The organism is Paenibacillus sanguinis 2301083 = DSM 16941 (assembly GCF_000374825.1).
Lineage (GTDB): Bacteria > Bacillota > Bacilli > Paenibacillales > Paenibacillaceae > Fontibacillus > Fontibacillus sanguinis.
On the sequence record NZ_KB895377.1, the window covers coordinates 326,157 to 343,063 of the forward strand.

Annotated in this window: 16 protein-coding genes; 10 read left to right on the plus strand and 6 right to left on the minus strand. The window is 47.4% G+C overall.

The window, feature by feature from the left end; all coding sequences use genetic code 11:
- The first annotated feature begins 119 nt into the window (after positions 1 to 119).
- The 5 genes from C557_RS22985 (at position 120) to C557_RS0105040 (ending at position 5,984) form a co-directional block, all read left to right on the plus strand.
- Positions 120 to 1,295: a glycosyltransferase family 4 protein gene (locus C557_RS22985; RefSeq protein WP_018750739.1), complete on the plus strand. Its 1,176-nt coding sequence runs from the start codon at positions 120 to 122 to the stop codon at positions 1,293 to 1,295.
- Positions 1,292 to 2,641, plus strand: a complete 1,350-nt coding sequence (locus tag C557_RS0105020) for a UDP-glucose dehydrogenase family protein (protein ID WP_018750740.1) — start codon at positions 1,292 to 1,294, stop codon at positions 2,639 to 2,641. The genes C557_RS22985 and C557_RS0105020 overlap by 4 nt, the downstream gene beginning before the upstream one ends.
- A 206-nt stretch (positions 2,642 to 2,847) precedes the next feature.
- On the plus strand, positions 2,848 to 3,390 hold the full coding sequence (locus tag C557_RS0105025) for a nucleotidyltransferase family protein (protein WP_018750741.1): 543 nt from the start codon (positions 2,848 to 2,850) through the stop codon (positions 3,388 to 3,390).
- A gap of 123 nt (positions 3,391 to 3,513) precedes the next feature.
- On the plus strand, positions 3,514 to 3,999 hold the full coding sequence (locus C557_RS0105030; RefSeq protein ID WP_018750742.1) for an RrF2 family transcriptional regulator: 486 nt from the start codon (positions 3,514 to 3,516) through the stop codon (positions 3,997 to 3,999).
- 812 nt (positions 4,000 to 4,811) lie between these two features.
- Positions 4,812 to 5,984, plus strand: a complete 1,173-nt coding sequence (locus tag C557_RS0105040; protein ID WP_083930085.1) for a malic enzyme-like NAD(P)-binding protein — start codon at positions 4,812 to 4,814, stop codon at positions 5,982 to 5,984.
- Between the two features lie 24 nt (positions 5,985 to 6,008).
- Here the strand turns inward: C557_RS0105040 and C557_RS0105045 are convergent, their stop codons facing one another.
- Complete coding sequence (locus tag C557_RS0105045; protein ID WP_018750745.1) at positions 6,009 to 6,899, minus strand: tyrosine-type recombinase/integrase; 891 nt, start codon at positions 6,897 to 6,899, stop codon at positions 6,009 to 6,011.
- 137 nt (positions 6,900 to 7,036) lie between these two features.
- Here C557_RS0105045 and C557_RS0105050 point away from each other — a divergent pair, with 137 nt between their 5' ends.
- The 4 genes from C557_RS0105050 to C557_RS0105065 all read left to right on the plus strand — a co-directional run bounded on the left by C557_RS0105050 (position 7,037) and on the right by C557_RS0105065 (position 9,731).
- A complete protein-coding gene (locus C557_RS0105050) occupies positions 7,037 to 7,240 on the plus strand; it encodes a cold-shock protein (protein WP_018750746.1) in 204 nt (67 codons plus the stop codon).
- Positions 7,241 to 7,355: 115 nt separating this feature from the next.
- Entirely contained in the window at positions 7,356 to 7,631 is a 276-nt protein-coding gene (locus C557_RS0105055) for an HU family DNA-binding protein (RefSeq protein WP_018750747.1), read from the plus strand.
- Positions 7,632 to 7,912: 281 nt separating this feature from the next.
- The gene (gene desA, locus C557_RS0105060; RefSeq protein ID WP_018750748.1) at positions 7,913 to 8,914 is read left to right on the plus strand and encodes a Delta(5) desaturase DesA; all 1,002 of its coding nucleotides are present in this window, start codon (positions 7,913 to 7,915) and stop codon (positions 8,912 to 8,914) included.
- A 112-nt stretch (positions 8,915 to 9,026) separates the two neighbouring features.
- Entirely contained in the window at positions 9,027 to 9,731 is a 705-nt protein-coding gene (locus tag C557_RS0105065) for a type 1 glutamine amidotransferase (protein ID WP_018750749.1), read from the plus strand.
- Here C557_RS0105065 and fabF read toward each other — a convergent pair.
- Entirely contained in the window at positions 9,728 to 10,972 is a 1,245-nt protein-coding gene (gene fabF, locus C557_RS0105070) for a beta-ketoacyl-ACP synthase II (protein ID WP_018750750.1), read from the minus strand. The genes C557_RS0105065 and fabF overlap by 4 nt on opposite strands.
- Positions 10,973 to 11,097: 125 nt before the next feature.
- Between fabF and C557_RS0105075 the strand changes: the two genes are divergently transcribed.
- The gene (locus C557_RS0105075; RefSeq protein WP_026263304.1) at positions 11,098 to 11,952 is read left to right on the plus strand and encodes a helix-turn-helix transcriptional regulator; all 855 of its coding nucleotides are present in this window, start codon (positions 11,098 to 11,100) and stop codon (positions 11,950 to 11,952) included.
- A gap of 61 nt (positions 11,953 to 12,013) precedes the next feature.
- Here the strand turns inward: C557_RS0105075 and C557_RS0105080 are convergent, their stop codons facing one another.
- Genes C557_RS0105080 through C557_RS0105095 form a run of 4 tightly spaced genes read right to left on the minus strand, consistent with a single transcriptional unit; the run spans position 12,014 to position 16,746 of the window.
- On the minus strand, positions 12,014 to 13,606 hold the full coding sequence (locus C557_RS0105080) for a methyl-accepting chemotaxis protein (RefSeq protein WP_018750752.1): 1,593 nt from the start codon (positions 13,604 to 13,606) through the stop codon (positions 12,014 to 12,016).
- 30 nt (positions 13,607 to 13,636) lie between these two features.
- Entirely contained in the window at positions 13,637 to 15,640 is a 2,004-nt protein-coding gene (locus C557_RS0105085; protein WP_040676465.1) for a chemotaxis protein CheA, read from the minus strand.
- A 21-nt stretch (positions 15,641 to 15,661) separates the two neighbouring features.
- Positions 15,662 to 16,102 carry a chemotaxis protein CheW gene (locus tag C557_RS0105090; protein ID WP_018750754.1) on the minus strand — a complete coding sequence of 147 codons (441 nt, stop codon included), beginning with the start codon at positions 16,100 to 16,102 and terminating at the stop codon, positions 15,662 to 15,664.
- A gap of 11 nt (positions 16,103 to 16,113) precedes the next feature.
- Entirely contained in the window at positions 16,114 to 16,746 is a 633-nt protein-coding gene (locus C557_RS0105095; protein ID WP_018750755.1) for an HD-GYP domain-containing protein, read from the minus strand.
- Positions 16,747 to 16,907 lie beyond the last annotated feature (161 nt).

The window sequence follows — 16,907 nt, forward strand, 5'->3', positions numbered from 1 at the left end:
GAGGGCAGTTTTGCTATGGCGACTTATGCCTTTATTTTATCATAAAGATTACTTTGCGATGAATCAGCGATTATGATGGCGTGTTACTTTGGGAACAGGTATGAGAAAGGAGTTGCTAAATGAGGATTGCGGTTTTTTCAGACACGTTTGTCCCTCAGGTCAATGGCGTCGCGCTAACCCTAAAGCGTTGGACCGAGTATCTGTCCGCTGGGGGAGATGAATGCAGGCTATTCTTGCCCACGGAACCAGAGCCAGTCTATGAGAATCTGGTGTTCCAACTGGCTAGCATCCCGTTCTGGGCTTACCCGGGTTATCGATTCGCTATTCCCAATTTACTGCGTATCCGCAAGGAGCTTTCTCTATTCAAACCAGACATTGTTCATATTGCCACCCCATTTAGCGTAGGTCTCGCTGGTATGTATGCCGCTCAAAAGCTCCAAATCCCCATCATTGCTTCGTACCACACTCACTTCAACCAGTATCTTGAATCCTATTGGTTCCCGTTTGCTCATTCCTGGTATTGGTCTTACATGAAATGGTTCCATCGGCATTGCCGCGCTGTTTTCGCCCCTTCACAAGAGACGATTCAACAGCTCCAGTCCAATGGATTAAGCAATCTGGAGCTATGGTCGCGGGGGATTGACTGCGATCGGTTCACCCCTGCCAAGCGTTCCGGCCTTGTCCGCGAGCTTTACGGAATCAAGGAACGATATCTTCTGCTATATGTTGGCAGACTGGCTCCAGAGAAAGACCTGAATGTATTGCTTCAATTAATGCACAGGTTGCCTGAACGCATAAGCAGTCAAGTGCATTGGCTTGTCGTCGGCGATGGCCCGCTGCTGGAGCAAGGCCGGAGAGAGGCTCCCCAGAATGTCACCTTCACCGGCTTTCAAAACGGGGATGAGCTTGCTGCTCTATATGCATCCTCTGATGTATTCGTATTCCCCTCTGCATCCGAAACCTTCGGTAACGTTGTGTTGGAGGCGGCTGCCTCCGGTCTCCCTGCAATTGTAGCCGACAGGGGAGGCGTCACCGAAATTGTCCGGCATGAGGGAACCGGGCTGCACGCCAAGGCGGGCAATGTAGAGAGCTTTCTTGCGGCCTTGTGTGACTGGTTCGATGAACCGGACAAATGGCGCAGGTTCGGTATGGAGGCCAGAGTGCAGGCGGAAGGCCGCACTTGGGATCAGGCGATGGGAGCGATCTACACCCGTTGTCAGCAGATTGTCCAAAGCGAGCAGCATTCGGAAGCAGCCCGAAACGGGTATCCGCGGAAAGAGGGTGAATCCGCTTGAGAATAACAGTCATCGGCACGGGTTATGTCGGTCTGGTCACCGGCGCATCGCTGGCTCATCTTGGTCATCAAGTGGTCTGTGCAGACGTAAATGAAGAGAAGATCAAGCTGTTAAAATCCGGTGTCATGCCGCTCTGGGAGCCGGGGCTTGAAAATATGATCCGCGAGGTCGAGCCTCGGGGATTGCTGGATTACTCGACAGATGCCGCTGCTTTTGTACCTGCAAGCGACGCTGTCTTTTTGACCATCGGCACGCCTTCCTCTGATTCCGGTGAGGTTGATCTTTCCGCCTTGTGGTCGGTCATCGCTTCGATTGCACCGCTGCTGCGCAAAGACACACTGCTCATTATCAAAAGCACGGTTCCCGCAGGAACCTGTGAGCAAATTGAAGCCTATCTTAATCCACAACTTTCGCAATCACTAGCCTCTGATTTTTCATCCATTGCGGTCGCTCATAATCCTGAATTTCTGCGGCAGGGCTCCGCGGTTAAGGATTTTCTTGCGCCGGATCGTATCGTCTTTGGCGCTTCTCGTCCAGAGATTCATCATCGGCTGGAGAAAATCTACGCAGGTATACAATCCCCGATCATCAAATGCTCGTTAAGAGAAGCCGAGTTGATAAAATGTGCTTCCAATGCGTTTTTAGCCATGAAAATATCTTATGCCAATATGATGTCGGACTTATGCGAAGCCCTGGGGATTTCGATTGATGCGGTTGCAAAGGGCATGGGCCTTGACCATCGGATCGGCTCCGAGTTTCTGCGCGCCGGGGCGGGGTATGGCGGCTCCTGCTTCCCCAAGGATCTGCGTGCGCTTATGGCGTTAGCGGCGAAGGAGCATCTGGATATGGAACTGCTAAAAGCAACCGAGGCGATCAATCTGCGGCGCGTCCAGGTCATTCGCCGCAGGCTGGAGGAGGTGCTTGGCAGCTTGCGGAATAAGCGGGTTACGCTCTACGGCCTGGCCTTCAAGCCGAACACTGATGATACGCGCGAATCGCCTGCGCTCAGGATCTGTTCAATGCTGCAAGAAGCGGGAGCGCGCATCACTGCCTATGATCCGGTTGTCACTTGCTTGCCGGATCGGCAGATTAATGTGGATGTAGCGACAGACATGTATGAGGCGGTCAGAGGGAGTGATTGCTTGATCCTTGTCACCGATTGGGATCAGTTCAAGTGCTTGGATTGGGGGAGATTGCGGGAGGTTATGAGATCACCATATATTTTAGATGCCAGAAATATGCTGGATATTACGGTCATGGCCGAGAATTGCCAACGATATGGACTTCACTATCTGTCCCTTGGACGTCCTTCTATAGCACCAGAGGTTTCCTTAACAATAGTATAAAAAAAGGCCACCAAAGGCGTTTATCATAGCTCACATATTTAGCGTCACAAACTTTTTTGAAATTTCTCTAAATATGGATGGTTTACAATATCCCCCTGTCGGCTGTCTATCGCCGGAGGGGGATTCAAGCATCGAGAATAAACCAGGTATATTGCAGAGCAGTTACAAATCTGACAAAATGGTTGGGAAGGGAGGTAAGCTTGAACATGCTTGAACAAAAGCTTATTGACATATTGCGCTCTAATGAGTATTTGCTCAGAGATCTTGAACTGGTTCGCCAGTTAGGGCTGCCTGAGTGGTATATTGCTGCGGGGTATGTACGTAATCGGGTTTGGGATTATTTGCATGGTTACGCCGATCCCACCCCGCTCAACGATGTGGACATTCTTTATTTCGATCCAAGCAATCTTAGTGAGGAAATAGAGAAAAGACATGAATTGGTGTTGAGAGAGCAGTGGAATGTATACCATTGGTCATGTAAAAATCAAGCCCGCATGCATATCAGAAATCAAGATGAACCTTATTTATCGGTGGCGGATGCGATGAAGAGGTGGCCGGAAACAGCTACTGCTGTGGGGATTAGCCTTGATGATGAGGACAATATTGTCATTCTCGCACCCTACGGATTACAGGATTTATTTGATCTGGTTATTCAAAAGAGTCCACTCTATATGAATGATGATGTTTTTCATCAAAGAATACAAAGCAAAAAATGGCTGGAAAAATGGCCGCTGCTCAAGATAAGATAGTATATTGATTGAGATGCAGACAAAGGAAGCAGTGATTTAAGGAGTTGAAAAAGCTTCCTTAAGCCTATATTATGGACAATAAATATCGTTAATGGATACAATCTTGAGCGAAAGGAGACCATCATGCAATTCTCCAAGAGTACAGACTATGCACTGCATGCGTTGCTTTATTTAGCTCGTAAGGAGCGGCAGCAGAATGTGGGTATCAAGGAATTGTCCTCAGTTCTTGGTGTTTCGGATAGCTATTTGTCCAAAATTATGTCCAAGCTGAGACAAGATGGAATCGTACGGGCAGCACCGGGAGTGAACGGCGGATACGAGCTGTCAAAATCGGCGGAACAGGTATCTTTTCTGGATGTAATTCAGGTAATAGAGGGGCGACAGCATTTGTTTGAATGCTCCAATTCGGACTCTCAGCAGCATCATTTACTTGCTGATCAGACTGCTGAGAAACCCCAAGCTGTCAATCGGGATGGATGCGTCATTGAAGAAGTGATGATTGGTGCAGAACAACATCTGTATCAATATTTGCGGGAATATACACTTCAATCCGCCTTGGATAAAGTGGCCCAGCGCTGTAATCACGATCAGTCTGCGTGCAAGGAATAGTGTATAATTAATATATGCTCAGACAACAAAAGTCCCAACCTTTACAGATCGAGCGCTCTGAAGGCTGGGGCTTTCTTGATGCCAAAATCAGCAAATAACAGAAATGGAAGCAGCACGAGATTGCTACAAAGAAAAGTAGGGAACTCAAGGAATAGAAGGGATACGAAATCAACATGGAAATTATTTTAGGACTATTTCTGATTATTGGTTTTGCTGGAATTATCGGCAATCAGACGGTAGGTTTAAGAAAGATGGAACAATTGCAGAAATCTCTCGATGAATTAAATGACAAGCTGGGGCACATAAGGAATAGAGATCGGTTCTAGACATAATAGAAACCAGACTAAGAAAGGCAACGATGGTGAAATCTCAATGAACAAAGCAACGATAGAGGTCATATACGGAGATATTACGAAGTCCAAGGTAGATCCCCAAAGCGGAAGCCGCGCAAATTGCTATTCGTACAGTTCAGGAATATATAGATATGCATGATGGCATCAAGAACATACAATTTGTTTGTTTTGACGAAGAAAATTACGAGATTTACAAGAGACAGACGGAAGTATTATAGAGAAGCCGCTCGTTTAGAGTGTCTTCTCTTTTTTGCATCGAGTTGAGAAAGATGCAGTTTTAATTAAAATTGTGATAAATTTGACTTTCTGTTGCGGTGGACTGGTTTATGATTTGCATGTGGCTTTGTTATTCTGGAATGTTCTCATATAAAATCAGACAAAGTGTCTGCTATCGGATGGGGAATTGTTAACTTGGAATCAAATGGGGAGGCGACAATCGTGGAGAGGTTAGATGAAATTATGCATTTGCACGAAGGCGGGAAACTGGAAGTGATGCTCAAGCATCCGATTTTATGCAAGGAGGACCTCTCTAAAGTATACACGCCGGGCGTTGCCGAGGTATGTCAAGCAATCCATGGAGACCAGGAGAAGGCCTACCAGTTGACTACAAAACGCAATACGGTAGCCGTAATAACGGATGGCACGGCCGTACTCGGCTTGGGCGATATTGGACCCAAAGCAGCCATGCCTGTCATGGAGGGGAAGGCAGCTCTATTTAAGCAGTTTGCAGGCATAGATGCCGTTCCGCTGTGCTTGGATACCACAGATACAGAAGAAATTATTCTCATCGTCAAGGCATTGGCACCCACCTTTGGCGGCATTAATTTGGAGGATATCGGCTCACCTCGCTGTTTTGCCATTGAGGAACGGCTCAGACAAGAACTGGATATTCCCGTATTTCATGATGATCAGCACGGAACGGCGATTGTGGTGCTGGCTGGTTTGCTTAATGCTTTAAAGGTATGCGGCAAGGACATTCGTCAGGCCAAGATCGTGGTGAATGGGGTAGGTGCTGCCGGTATCTCCATCTCTAAAATGCTGCTTCAGGCAGGAGCGGTTCGTCTCATCGGCGTTGACCGGGAAGGCGCTATCAACCGGAGCGCAGCCTATGAGAAGCAGCATTGGGCTGAATTTGCCAAAATCTCAAATCCGGATAACGAGCAGGGACCTTTATCAAAGGTGATTAAGGGGGCGGATGTATTTATTGGCGTCTCTACGCAAGGGGCATTAAAGGTAGAAGATTTGCAGAATATGGCCAAGGACCCGATTGTGTTTGCCATGGCTAACCCGATGCCGGAGATAGACCCTGCGATCGCTGCTCCTTATGTTAAGGTGATGGCGACGGGGCGTTCTGATTATCCGAATCAGATCAATAACGTGCTTTGCTTCCCCGGTATTTTCCGTGGAGCGCTGGATTGCGAGGCAACGGATATTAATGATGAGATGAAGCTGGCTGCGGCGGAAGCCATCTCTTCCGTGATTGAGGTGTCAGAACTGAACGAGAATTATATTATTCCGGATGTATTTGATAATCGCGTTGTGGAGAGAATCCGGACAGCGGTGGTGAAGGCCGCTATCCGCAGTGGAGCAGCTCGCAAGAAAGTGCTTGTTGATGAAGTTGTTTTAGGTTAAGAGAAAATAGGATATAAGTGCCTGTTATAGCCCCTCTGTACTGTTGGCGTCCATATAAATCATGGTTGTAGAATGTCTATCGTGTCCCATGATTTTGGCCAATAGGTGCACAGGGGTTGTTTTTGCCATAACATATCCAAATCGGTGACGTAAATGGTGAGCCTGAAGTCCTTCGAGCTGAGCGGCTTTCATATATTTTCTGATTAAATGACGAAGTGCGCGCTCCGTTAATCGATCTCCGGTTTTTTCAGATGAAAATAAGTATATGGAATTTGGTGAAAGGTTAGCCAGGTATCTTCTTAATACAGTGCTGCAATCAGCATTCAGCGGGACCTCTCGATAATTATTTCGTACTCCGGATTGAACAATAAGGTAAGGAGATGGCATATCCAAGCGGATGTCCTCAGGCTTGAGATTACATACTTCCATCGGCCATAATCCCGTATGCAGCATTAGAAATACCAGGGTTTGATCCCGGAGGGAACCAAATTGCAGAGTAGCATTAATAAGTGCTTCTTCTTCCGGGTCTGTCATTTTCCTCGGCTTTTCTTTGTCTTCGTGTAACAGCTTGACGGACTTGGAAGGGTCAACGGCAATAATGCCTTCTGAAGTAGCCCAATCAAAGAAACGTTTCAAAGTAACCAGTCGACGATTAATCGTTGTCGTTTTTAGTCCCATAGTTTGTTGCATGTCTTCCCGATAACTCATTAAGGTAGACGTGACGATTTGTTCAATGGGAAAGGTCTCTTTGTTTTCAACACCGTTCAAGGCTTCAAACCAATGGATAAAATGTTTCAAATCACTTGCATATTCTCTCAGCGTCTTGGCACTGAGATCCTTTTGTGTAGTGAGAACATGGATGAAGTTCTGAATCACCTGTCCACGTTGCTTGGAAATTTCGTAAGCTTCTTTCATTTTCCATACCTCCGAAGTCTTCTTGACTTACATTAGCGGACATGATATCGTTAGTTTAACCGAAACATTAGCGGACATCAATGATGGATTTGTTAAAGATCTAATGCTCGTGTTAAATACAATTTTGGAGGATTCACATGCAAACAGGTACAGTTAAATGGTTCAATGCAGAAAAAGGCTTTGGTTTCATTGAAATCGAAGAAGGTAATGATGTATTCGTTCACTTCAGCGCTATTGAAGGTGAAGGATACAAATCGTTAGACGAAGGACAACGTGTTCAGTTCAATGTGGTTCAGGGAAATCGCGGACCGCAAGCTGAGAATGTTTCTAAAGTTTATTAATTTTTTCTGGAAAGCTGCTCTCATGGGGCAGCTTTTTGTTTATTTACATTTGCAACAATGACACGTAATCACCGTCTTTTTGAAATTCAAATTCAAATAAGCGAGGTATCGTATAATGAACAAGGATGAGTTAGTGGCAGAGGTTGCAAAATCGAGTGGATTTTCAAAAAAGAATGCCGAGAAGGCAGTTACTCATGTGCTGTATTCTATTTTTGAAGCTTTAGCGGAAGGTAAAGAGGTCCGGTTAGCTGGCTTTGGGAAATTTGATGTTCGCAGTCGCGAAGCACGTACCGGGACAAGCCGGAAAACAGGGGAAAAGATAGAAATTCCGGCAGGGAACGTACCTATCTTCACGGCAGGGCTTGATTTGAAAAAAGCTTTGAATAAGTAATTTGGAAATAAGGTTAAAATAATGATGGGAACCATCAGAAAATTGGTTATTTATATAAATCAAAGATATTCACTGGTTAGAGGATTGCATAGATGAGGATGTGAAAATTTGATGGTATATAATCGAACTGTGAGGCTTGTGAAGAATACTCGGTGGATAAGTACGATTAAGGGGATTTTTACCTCAATGACTCTCATTCTATGGGGCAGTTGCCTTGTGTTAGGCTGTTTGCTTTATAACGCTTGCACGAATAGGGACTACGTGAGGAAACGGGGAGTGTAATGAAATCAATACAGCAATTCAATCGCTGGAAGAAACAGGTCATATCTCACAGCAAGCCCGTATTAAAGAAAAGTATATGGCAATTAATAAATAGCATTCTGCCCTTTATCCTGCTGTGGAGCCTAGCATATATGAGTCTTTCGGTTTCTGTCTGGCTAGCGTTGGCATTCATCATTCCGGCTTCGGGATTTCTGGTTCGTATCTTCATTATTTTTCATGATTGCTGTCACCAAGCTTTTTTTAAAGGAAAGAAAGCAAATGAAGTTGTCGGTACAATAACAGGCATTATTACCTTCTTCCCCTTTGGCCAATGGAAAAATGAGCATTCTGTCCATCATGCAACCAGCGGAAATTTATCCAGGAGAGGTACGGGCGATATATGGACCTTGACGGTGAAGGAATATGCTGGTCTACCTTTTTGGAAACGTCTTGGTTACCGGCTATATCGCAATCCGCTAATTTTGTTTGGACTTGGACCTGTGTTTCTATTCCTTTTTGAATATCGGTGGAATCGTAAGGGAGCCAAGCGTAAAGAACGGCTAAACACTTACTTCACGAATATAATGATTGTTGGCTTGATGGCTGTACTCGGCTGGTTATTGGGTTGGAAAGAAGTTCTCTTGATCCAAGGGACGATCCTATACCTGGCAGGAGTCGCGGGCATTTGGTTATTTTATGTGCAACATCAATTTGAGGATACGTATTTCGAGTATGAGGATGAGTGGGAATATGTCCGTGCGGCCGTACAGGGCAGCTCTTTTTACAAGTTGCCTAAGTGGTTGCAATGGATAACCGGAAATATTGGCTATCACCATATTCATCATCTGGTTCCTCAAGCCCCCAATTATTTTTTAGAGCGTATACACGAAAGTAATGATTTATTGAAGAATGTCCCGGCTATTGGCTTTCGCCTTAGCTTGCAATCCCTTCGTTATCGACTCTGGGATGAGGATAATAAGCGTTTTGTAGGCTTAAGGTATTATCAAGAGGAGCCTAGTTAAAATGAGGCGGACCGGATGTGGTTCGCTTTTTTTATTTTCCTGCCGGAAGGAACGTGCTATTATAGCCATAATATTGACCTGTCAGTCAATCCAGGGGAGGATAAGCGTTATTATGCAAATTCATTATTTACAGCATGTTCCATTTGAGTCTCCGGCCCGCATCGCGGATTGGGCTATGGAGCGGGGACATCAGCTAACAGGCACTCTACTATATGAAGGAGCGGATGTGCCTTTTACGTCGGAGTTCGATATGCTTGTTGTTTTAGGAGGCCCGATGGGAGTTTACGATGAAGAGAAGCATCCTTGGCTGGCTCGGGAGAAAAAATTGATTCAAGAGTCCATTGCTCAAGGAAAGCTGATTCTCGGCATTTGTCTGGGCGCTCAACTGCTAGCGGAAGCTCTTGGGGGACGGGTCTACCGGAATCCATATAAAGAGATTGGCTGGTATCCGGTGAGCATGAAGGAAAGCTACCAGGAATCAGTGTTTTTCAAAAAATTCCCGCGCGAGCTGCTTCCCTATCACTGGCATGGAGATACCTTTGAGCTTCCGCCAACCGCAGAGACGGTGGCCTTCAGTGCTGGCTGTGCCAATCAGGCTTTTGAATACCAAGGACATGTGGTTGGGCTGCAATTCCACCTGGAATGCGGTGATGACAGCATCGACAAACTGCTGGAGCATTGTGCGGATGAACTGGAGCCTGGCGGCCCTTATGTCCAATCTCCCGGTGAGATGGTGAAGCAGCCCTCTCTTCTGGCACAGTCCAATGCGCTGTTGATCGAGCTGCTTCAGACGATGGAAAAGCATCATTTAAGCTAGGCACCGGCGGGATAGGCCTGCAATACAATCACGGCATTATGCCCGCCAAAGCCAAAGGAGTTGGATATCCCGATACGAAGCTTGGCTTCCCTGGCTTGATGGGGAACATAGTCCAAATCGCAAGCAGGGTCTGGCTCTTCCAGATTGATGGTTGGAGGAATCAACCCCTCTTGCAGGGATTTGATCAGAACGATGGCTTGCACGGCACCGGATGCTCCCAGCATATGGCCTGTCATTGATTTATTGGCCGTCACGGGAATCTGGTAAGCCGCTTCCCCAAACACCGATTTGATAGCCGCCGTCTCGGAGCGGTCCCCGATCCAGGTGCTGGTAGCATGGGCGCTGATCACATCCACATCCGCAGGTTGCAGCTTGGCTTCAGCCAGAGCCAAGCGCATAGCCCTGGCGGCACCATGACCATCCTCAGGGGTGGCTACCATATGATAGGCATCTGAACTGGCTCCATATCCGATAACCTCGGCCAGGATGGTGGCGCCACGTTGCCGTGCATGGGTTAGCGACTCCAGAATCACCATACCGGCCCCCTCTGACATGACAAACCCGTCGCGATGCGCATCAAATGGCCGACTTGCCCGAGTGGGCTCCTCATTCCGCGTGGAAAGAGCGGTAGCATTGGAGAAGCTGGCAAGCGAGATATCGGTCAGCGACGCTTCGGCTCCCCCGGCAATAATTACATCAGCCCTGCCTGCCTGAATCGAGAAGAAGGCCTCTCCAATAGCTGTATTGCCAATGGAACAAGCAGTAACAGGAGAGAGCGTTGCCCCAAGCGCCTGATATTTGATACTAATCAGTGCCGCAGCCATGTTAGAGATCATCATCGGAACCAGTGTCGGACTCACTCGCTCCGGCCCCCGTGTCCCCAGCGTCTCCGCTTGCTTCATCAATGTCTGTATCCCTCCCACCCCCGAGCCGACATAGACGCCCAGTCGTTCGTGATCGACTTGCGCTAGATCCAGCCCGGAATGAGTCACTGCTTGATCTGCCGCCGCCAGTGCAAATTGGCAGAAGCGGTCCATTCGCCGCGCTTCCTTGGCATCCAGGTAGTCGAGGGGGTCAAAGTCGGCTATAGTCCCGGCAATCTTCACCTTATGTCTTGTCGTATCCAGCCATTCAATACCCTTGACTCCGGATATCCCCTTCAGCATGCTAGACCATAATGTATCAACCTGATTGCCTAAGGGCGATATGACTCCCGCTCCTGTAATAACAACTCTTTCCATATGAACGGATAACCTCCCTGAGTAGTTCTTTTTTCCTCTATTGAATGTTATAATGACACACGAATTATCCTATTACAAGTTGTACATTATACTGGTATAAATTCTGATGGAAGGAGCTATTTGCCGTGCAGACTGATGCCAGAAGGCAGGTTCTATCCGATTTTCTCAAAAACAAAAGAGCAAGAATGACTCCTGAATCTGCGGGGCTTCCCGCGGGTTCTCGTAGAAGAACTCCGGGACTTCGCCGGGAAGAGGTAGCTCAATTGGCCGACGTAAGCACAACCTGGTATACCTGGCTAGAGCAGGGGAGAGATATTCAGGTATCTGCGTCTGTTCTGGAGGGCATTTCGGCAGCGCTCCAATTGAATGCGGATGAGAAGCGTTACCTCTATTCATTGGCCTTCGGGAACACTTCGGACAAAGACAAATATGCGATGGAGCCAGAGGGAGTGCAGCTTAGTCCTTCCTTGCAAAAGATGATAAGCGAGTTGAAGTATTGTCCTGTTCTGATCACCGACCGCAAATGTAATATCGTGGGCTGGAACAAGGCAGCGGCCTATGTGTTTGTGGATTTTGAGCGGATTCCGCCAGAAGAGAGGAATGTAATCCGGCTGCTATTTACCCGGCAGGAGTTCCGCCGATTAGCGGTGAATTGGGAGCAGTTCTCCGGCGGGTTCTTGTCCATGTTCCGCAGCTATTACGGTCAGTACGTGGAGGATCAATGGTATGAGCAGTTCATTACGGAGATGAAAGAGGCTTATCCGGAATTCCGGCAAATGTGGGAGCAAAGTGAGGTTAGCTATGCGCCGGATGTTCATCTGGAATTCAGACATGCGAAGGCGGGCAAAATGGTCTACGAACTAACCTCCCTGAAGGTGTACGGTCCGGACGATCTAAGATGCAGCATTTATACCCCGGCGGCGGGAACGCCTACAGAAGCGAAGCTGCAGCAGTTGCTGGAGCTTCGTGAGCAAGATTAGTAAACAAAACAAAGCAAAGAGACCATGCTGCTATGCATGGTCTCTTGACAGGTGACTAGTATCAAGCATTCAATTTGAATACCGAGACGGAGCGCTGCAATTCCTCAGCAAGCTGGGCCAGCGATTGAGCTGTAGCCGCAGTTTCCTCGCTGCCGGCGGCTGTCTGCTGTGTGGTTGCCGAAATATTCTCTACCGCAGAGAGGACGGTAGCGGTTTGAGCGGCCTGTTCCTCGCTTGCCGCAGCAATCTCCACAACCTTCTGACCAGCGTCATTCACATGGTTGACAATCCGTTCAAAGGCCTCGCCGGTGCGTTCTGACAGTTCTGCACTCTCCTGTACGGATTGAACGCTGGATCGTGTGTTCTCCTGCATTCCCTTAATGATGCCGGTAATTTGCCGGGTTGCCTCACCACTGCGTTCGGCTAGCTTGCGAACCTCGTCGGCGACAACGGCAAAGCCGCGCCCTTGCTCGCCGGCACGTGCGGCTTCAATCGCTGCGTTGAGGGCCAGCAGGTTGGTTTGATCGGCAATATCCTCGATTACACCAATGATGTCCCCGACTTTCTGCGAGTCATCCTCCAGTTGGGTCATTTGCTGACTCACCGATTTCATACTATCGCTCGACGATTGGATAATTCCACTGCCTTCTTCGGCGATGCGAACTGTCTCATTCGACAATTCCGAAGCCTGTTCTGTATTATAGGCAACAGCATGAATCGCTGTGGACAATTCCTTGAACAGCTCGCTGATCATTTGAGCATCACTTGCCTGGCTGGCGCTTCCGCTGGCAATTTCCTGCGTGCTGGCGGAAATTTGTTGTGATGCAGCTGCCAGACTGTGAGAGTGGTTTATAATATTGTTAACGATCTCGCGCAGGCTGACGATCATGCTGTTCATGCCTTTAGCCAATTGTCCGATCTCATCCTTGTAATCGATATCCAGCGTATTTCTCAGATTCCCATCAGCCACCTGCTGAACGAGATGAGTAACGCGGGCCAGCGGCCGGGAGATGATCTGAGAAATAAGATATCCGAGCAGAATAGAGACCAGCACCGCTGCTACGATAGTTATAATCGTAACATTGCGGGAGGATACGTACATGGCAGAGATGTATTCTTTGGCATCTGTTGCTTCAGCAATATTGATGTCAATCAGAGCATACAATACATCCCGAATCGGGTTGCCCGCTTCACTTTCCTGTCCAATCAGCCTGTTCATTTTTTCAAGATCTCCATTCGCACCAGCCTGAACTGCCTCATCAATCAAGCTGACGTAGGTACTCCAAAGCTCATCGAAGGGGGCAAGGGTAGATTTCGATTGTTCACTCAGATTAGCATTATTACGGAATTTAGCTAGGCTGGAAGTCAACGCATTTTTTTCGGTATCCAGCAGATCTATAAAGCTCTGTTGGGTGGCCTTGTCCTCTTCAATGTAAATGCTGCGGAGCAGTAGGCGAATCCGGGTGAAGCTGATTTGAGCAGACTGTACATACTCAACTGGCAGTAGACCATCCTCATACATATATGTAACGGAGTTGTTCATCTTGCCAAGGTTATTCAGACCAAACAAACCGACAAAGGTAAGAAGTGCAGAGATAACTAGAAATGAGGAAATCAGCTTGACACTGATTTTTAAATTGTAAAAAAATTTCATGGATTTAAAGCCTCCCAAAAGGTTAGTAGGTTATATGTTTCCTAAAAGCTTGATTACACCATCGATATCCAGGATTAGTGCGACATTGCCGCTACCCAGAATGGTCGCGCCTGAAATACCAGCAACTTTTCCGATAAAGCGGCCCAGACTTTTAATGACAATTTCCTGATTGCCGAGCAGATGGTCTACGGCCAAGGCAACGCGCTTTTCTCCTCTTCCGATAATAACCATGGGTAAATAGTGTCGGGGGGATGGTGCAGGATAGCCAAAATGATGATGCAGCCATGCAACCGGAATGACCTGATTGCGAATTTTGATCACGGGCTCGCCGCGCAGCCTTTTTATTTCTTCGGCTTCTATTCGGGTGATTTCAGCCACACTGCTCATCGGAATAATGAAAATTCGCCCACTAATATCGACGAGCAGTCCGGTCACAATGGCCAGGGTAAGAGGGAGACGTATACGAAAGACGGTGCCTTGCCCTTTCGTGGTCTCAATATCGATCATGCCGCTCATTCGTTCAATATCGTTGCGCACAATGTCCATGCCTACTCCACGTCCAGAGATGTCGCTCACCTGTGAGGCGGTTGAAAATCCAGGCTTGAAAATCAGATGAACCGCTTCATCATCACTCAAACGACGGGCTTCGCTCTCTGACAGCAGCCCTTTGCTTGCAGCAGAGGCACGCAGCTTGTCCGCATCCATGCCAGCGCCGTCATCGCGTATAGAGATGACAACATGATTATCCTGATGTGCTGCCGACAGCGTAACAGTTCCCCGCTCTTTTTTCCCGTTCAGGGAGCGCTGCTCAGGTGATTCGATACCATGGTCAACGGCATTTCGCAGCAGATGAATTAGTGGATCGCCAATTTCCTCAATGAGAGTGCGGTCTAGTTCGGTATCCTTGCCCAGCAGCACAAGCTCAACCTGTTTGCCCAGTGAATCTGCCAGATCGCGAACCATTCGTGGGAAGCGGTTATACAATTGTTCTATGGGCAGCATGCGTGCCTTCATTACGCCATCCTGCAATTCGCTTACCAGCAAGCTCAGGTGATCGGATAGTACAAACAAATCCTCGACTAAATCATCAGGTCCAAACTTTTGGCGGAACAGCGTTTTGATTTGCTGCACACGGGTCTGGTCGATAACTAATTCGCCTGCCAGATTCATTAAATGATCCAATCGTTCCAGATTGACCCGAATCGTTTGTGCTTTGCTCTTGATTTCAACAGGAGCGCTTTGTTGTGAAATAATCAGTTCTTGACTGCCGGGAGCTTGCTTGGCTGTTCCCTCGGCAACAGAGGTAGAAGAGTAGGGGGTGACCTCTGCGCTCTCGACATCCAGCATTGAACTGATCAGTTTGTGCAGTTCGTCACCCTTCTCTCCATCTGTGGCTAGAATCCAGGTAACCTTTCTCAATTCCTCTTCTTTCAGGCTGCGCCATTCCAGGGGGGTATTGCCGATGATTTGGCCAACGTCCTTGAGCTCATGCTCAATTAAATGCAATCGAGGATGCTGCATTAATGTATCCGGAGCGAGAACTACAGAAACCAGGTAGACCTGGAGGCCAGATTGAATCGCTTGCTTCACAGTGGATTTGAAAGGATCGCCTGAATTTTTCTCCGGAGCTTCATCTGTTATCATTATTTCAACGGCTGCTGCATGTTGATTGAACTGTTGAAGCTGCAACAACAGAGGAGCGATATCGGAGGCCTCAGTGTCGGTTCTTACGATTTCTTCCTGAAGTCCTTTCATAACATCCAGTCCTGCAAACATCAGATTAATCAAGGGCTTGGTTACTTGAAGCTCGCCATTTCGCACCTGATGCAGCAAGTGTTCTATTTGATGGGTCACTTCTTTCATTTTTTGGTAGCCCATGGCTGCCGATGAGCCCTTTAAAGTGTGTGCGGCACGGAACAGACGGTCAATGGCCGTGTTCGTTGCTCCTTCATCCTCGAGATGCAGCACCTCTTCCTCAATGTATTGGAGTTGTTCTTCCAACTCTTCCAAATACAACTCCCGGTAACCAGACATATCTGTCACCAAGCTTCCCTCCTAGTTGTTTCCAATAAGCACTTCATCCAGCTTAAGAATTCCGACCAGTCCTTCATCCGCGGCGAACCCGATCCCTGTAAAATAACTGCCGTTAATATTGGCAATTTTGTCAGGAGGGGGTTGAATATCGCTAAAAGTTGTTACTTTGCTTACCCTATCTACGATAATTCCTACGGCTTCCTGTTGATGATTGACAACGATGATGCGTGTTGCCTTGCCGTATTCATCTGGCTCCAGCAAGAACAGACTCCGCAGGCTGATGACGGGAACGATCCGTCCACGCAAATTAATAACCCCTTGAACATATGAGAAGCTGTTAGGAATCTCCGTAATCTCCTGCATTTTAATAATTTCGTGAATCTCTGAGATGGGAATGGCATAGTTCTCTTCATCTACACAGAACTCAATGTATTGCTCCTTGTCTGTCGATGGCATAGCCATAGCTAATCTTCCTACCTTTCTTGTATAAAACTGCAATAAGACATTTCCGAATCAACCAGTTTAAGCATCTGACAGACGATATCAGGATCAAATTGGAGATTACTGTGGTTGATCAGCTCTAGCCGAGCCTCATTAGCCGACAGGGGCTGGCGGTATGGACGTGGACTCAGCATGGCATCAAAGGAATCAGCTACCGCGCAGATTCGCGCCAGTAAAGGGATGTCTGATCCCTGAAGCCCATGGGGGTAGCCTTGACCATCCCAACGTTCATGATGATGGAGAATAACTTCAATTACGGATTCTTCAAATTCGGACAGTGTATGTACGAGGTCAGCGCCTGTCTGAGGGTGCAGCCTAATCATATTCCACTGCTCCTGAGAGAGAGGTTGAACCTGCTCCAGCAAATCCAGAGGAAGCGTTAACTTCCCCAGATCATGCAGAAAGCAGCCACGCAGTAAATTTTCCTGTTCAGCATAGCTTAACTTCATCTGTGTACCGAGACGATCTGCGATCATAGCGACTCGAAGGCTGTGGCGATAAAAATCAGGTCGCTCTTCGGACATAAAGTCAATCCATTGAAACAAGGGAGATGCATCCAGCTTGATCAACTCCTGATGCACAATAGCATCTTGCAAGGAGCTCATATCTTATCCTCCTCGTTGAATAGTTTCAAAATTTTCTTCCGAGATAATCTCCAATCGAAAAAATTTCACAACGTTATGCCCTTTTCCTTGTACAATGAAGCAGGTAGTAGTCAAGATGCGTTGGAATATGTCGTATAATGATAATTATCCGACATATTCCG

What these genes read in the sequence shown, in the direction of transcription:
- C557_RS0105050 (WP_018750746.1), top strand. Translation starts at nt 7,037, where the DNA reads ATGCAAACAGGTACAGTTAAATGGTTCAATGCAGAAAAAGGCTTTGGT.
- C557_RS0105065 (WP_018750749.1), top strand. Translation starts at nt 9,027, where the DNA reads ATGCAAATTCATTATTTACAGCATGTTCCATTTGAGTCTCCGGCCCGC.
- C557_RS0105095 (WP_018750755.1), bottom strand. Translation starts at nt 16,746, where the DNA reads ATGAGCTCCTTGCAAGATGCTATTGTGCATCAGGAGTTGATCAAGCTG.
- C557_RS0105085 (WP_040676465.1), bottom strand. Translation starts at nt 15,640, where the DNA reads ATGTCTGGTTACCGGGAGTTGTATTTGGAAGAGTTGGAAGAACAACTC.
- C557_RS0105045 (WP_018750745.1), bottom strand. Translation starts at nt 6,899, where the DNA reads ATGAAAGAAGCTTACGAAATTTCCAAGCAACGTGGACAGGTGATTCAG.
- C557_RS0105090 (WP_018750754.1), bottom strand. Translation starts at nt 16,102, where the DNA reads ATGGCTATGCCATCGACAGACAAGGAGCAATACATTGAGTTCTGTGTA.
- fabF (WP_018750750.1), bottom strand. Translation starts at nt 10,972, where the DNA reads ATGGAAAGAGTTGTTATTACAGGAGCGGGAGTCATATCGCCCTTAGGC.
- C557_RS0105025 (WP_018750741.1), top strand. Translation starts at nt 2,848, where the DNA reads ATGCTTGAACAAAAGCTTATTGACATATTGCGCTCTAATGAGTATTTG.
- C557_RS0105040 (WP_083930085.1), top strand. Translation starts at nt 4,812, where the DNA reads ATGCATTTGCACGAAGGCGGGAAACTGGAAGTGATGCTCAAGCATCCG.
- C557_RS0105030 (WP_018750742.1), top strand. Translation starts at nt 3,514, where the DNA reads ATGCAATTCTCCAAGAGTACAGACTATGCACTGCATGCGTTGCTTTAT.
- C557_RS22985 (WP_018750739.1), top strand. Translation starts at nt 120, where the DNA reads ATGAGGATTGCGGTTTTTTCAGACACGTTTGTCCCTCAGGTCAATGGC.
- desA (WP_018750748.1), top strand. Translation starts at nt 7,913, where the DNA reads ATGAAATCAATACAGCAATTCAATCGCTGGAAGAAACAGGTCATATCT.
- C557_RS0105080 (WP_018750752.1), bottom strand. Translation starts at nt 13,606, where the DNA reads ATGAAATTTTTTTACAATTTAAAAATCAGTGTCAAGCTGATTTCCTCA.
- C557_RS0105055 (WP_018750747.1), top strand. Translation starts at nt 7,356, where the DNA reads ATGAACAAGGATGAGTTAGTGGCAGAGGTTGCAAAATCGAGTGGATTT.